The sequence below is a fragment of the Micromonospora sp. AMSO12t genome, from assembly GCF_008806585.1.
Classification (GTDB): domain Bacteria; phylum Actinomycetota; class Actinomycetes; order Mycobacteriales; family Micromonosporaceae; genus Micromonospora; species Micromonospora reichwaldensis.
Genome location: NZ_WAAS01000490.1, coordinates 1 through 1615 on the forward strand (window position 1 = coordinate 1; position 1615 = coordinate 1615).

At 69.0% G+C, this 1615-nt stretch carries 1 protein-coding gene; it reads left to right on the forward strand.

The window, feature by feature from the left end; all coding sequences use genetic code 11:
* The coding region (locus tag F6X68_RS32550) for an NAD(P)-binding domain-containing protein (protein ID WP_151457821.1) at window positions 1-1414 on the forward strand (1414 nt) is incomplete at its 5' end.
* Window positions 1415-1615: the final 201 nt, after the last annotated feature.

Below are 1615 nucleotides of genomic sequence, written 5' to 3' on the forward strand. Positions count from 1 at the left end.
CTTCCGCCACTTCCCCCGCCACCGCCGGCTCATCTCCCTCAACAAGGTCCACACCACCAGCACCGACCCCGAGATCCGCCTGCGCTGGGACTGGAACTCACTGCTGCACGAACCCGCCGACCTGCCCTTCGCCAAGTACAGCAGCGAATACTTCCCCCACGCCGACGACATGGTGCGCTACCTCACCGACTTCCAGCGCTACCACCAACTCGCCGTACGCTTCGACACCCCCGCCAACCGGATCGAACGCCTCGACGACGGCTTCCTCGTCCACACCCCCGACCGCGTCCTGCACTGCCACTGCCTGATCGTCGCCACCGGCTGGGGCCGACCCAACATCCCCGACATCCGCGGCATCGAACACGCCACCGGCTACGAGGACATGCACACCGACCCCGCCGCCTACGCCGGCCAACGCGTCCTCATCCTCGGCAAGGGCAACTCCGCGTTCGAAACCGCCTCCGCGATCCTCGGCCACGCCGCCATGATCCACCTCGCCAGCCCCCGCCCACTACGCCTGGCCTGGAACACCAAACACCCCGGAGACGTCCGCGGCCACCACGGCGCCGTCCTCGACAGCTACCAGTTCAAGACCCTGCACTCCGTACTCGACTGCGTCATCGACGAGATCCGCCCCCTCGACAACCGCTACCAGGTGCACCTCACCTACACCCACGCCGACGGCGAAACCGCCGTCATGGACTACGAAACCGTCCTGCGCTGCTCCGGCTTCACCATGGACACCAGCCCCTTCGACCCCGCCTGCCGACCCGACATGGTCCCCAGCGGCCGCATGCCCACCACCACCGGCGACTGGCAGTCCACCAACATCGACGGCCTCTACTTCGCCGGCACCCTCGCCCAGGACCGCGACCTCAAGAAGGCCTCCTCCGCCTTCATCGACGGATTCCGCTACAACCTGCGCACCCTCACCGCCCTGCTACGCGAACGCTACGACGGCGTACCCCTGCCACACACCCTCGTCGACCCCGACCCCGACACCCTCACCACCCTCGTCCTCGACCGGGTCAACTGGAGCTCCGCCCTCTGGACCCAGTTCGAATTCCTCTGCGACGCCCTCGTCGTCGACCCCCACGGCCAGCTACGCCACTACACCGACCTGCCCGAAGACCACGTCCGCGCCCGCTTCCACGACCACCCGCACTACTACACCGTCAGCCTCCGCTGGGGCCGCGACGACTACGGCGACGTCTTCGCCATCGAACGCCACCCCCAACCCGACCGCGCCGCCGAAAGCGCCTTCATCCACCCCGTCATCCGCCGCTACCACGGCGACACCCTCGTCGACGAACTCCACCTGCTCGAAGACCTGCTCGCCGAATGGCGCCGCCCCGACCGCCACGTGACACCCCTGCGCGCCTGGTTCGCCCGGGAACTACACCGCGAGCGCTGACCCCACCATGGCCCCAGGATCCCCGCCACCACGACGGTGAACTCGTCGGTGGTGGCCGGGTCGCGCACGGCGATTCGCAGGGGCATCCGCCACCACGACGCGGCTACGCCGGCTGCCGCGCGTCCACCGCCGTCTCCGCGACCAGGAAATCCACCACGTCCGTGAGCCGACCCCGACGAGCCGCCGCCTCCCGCTGCCGCA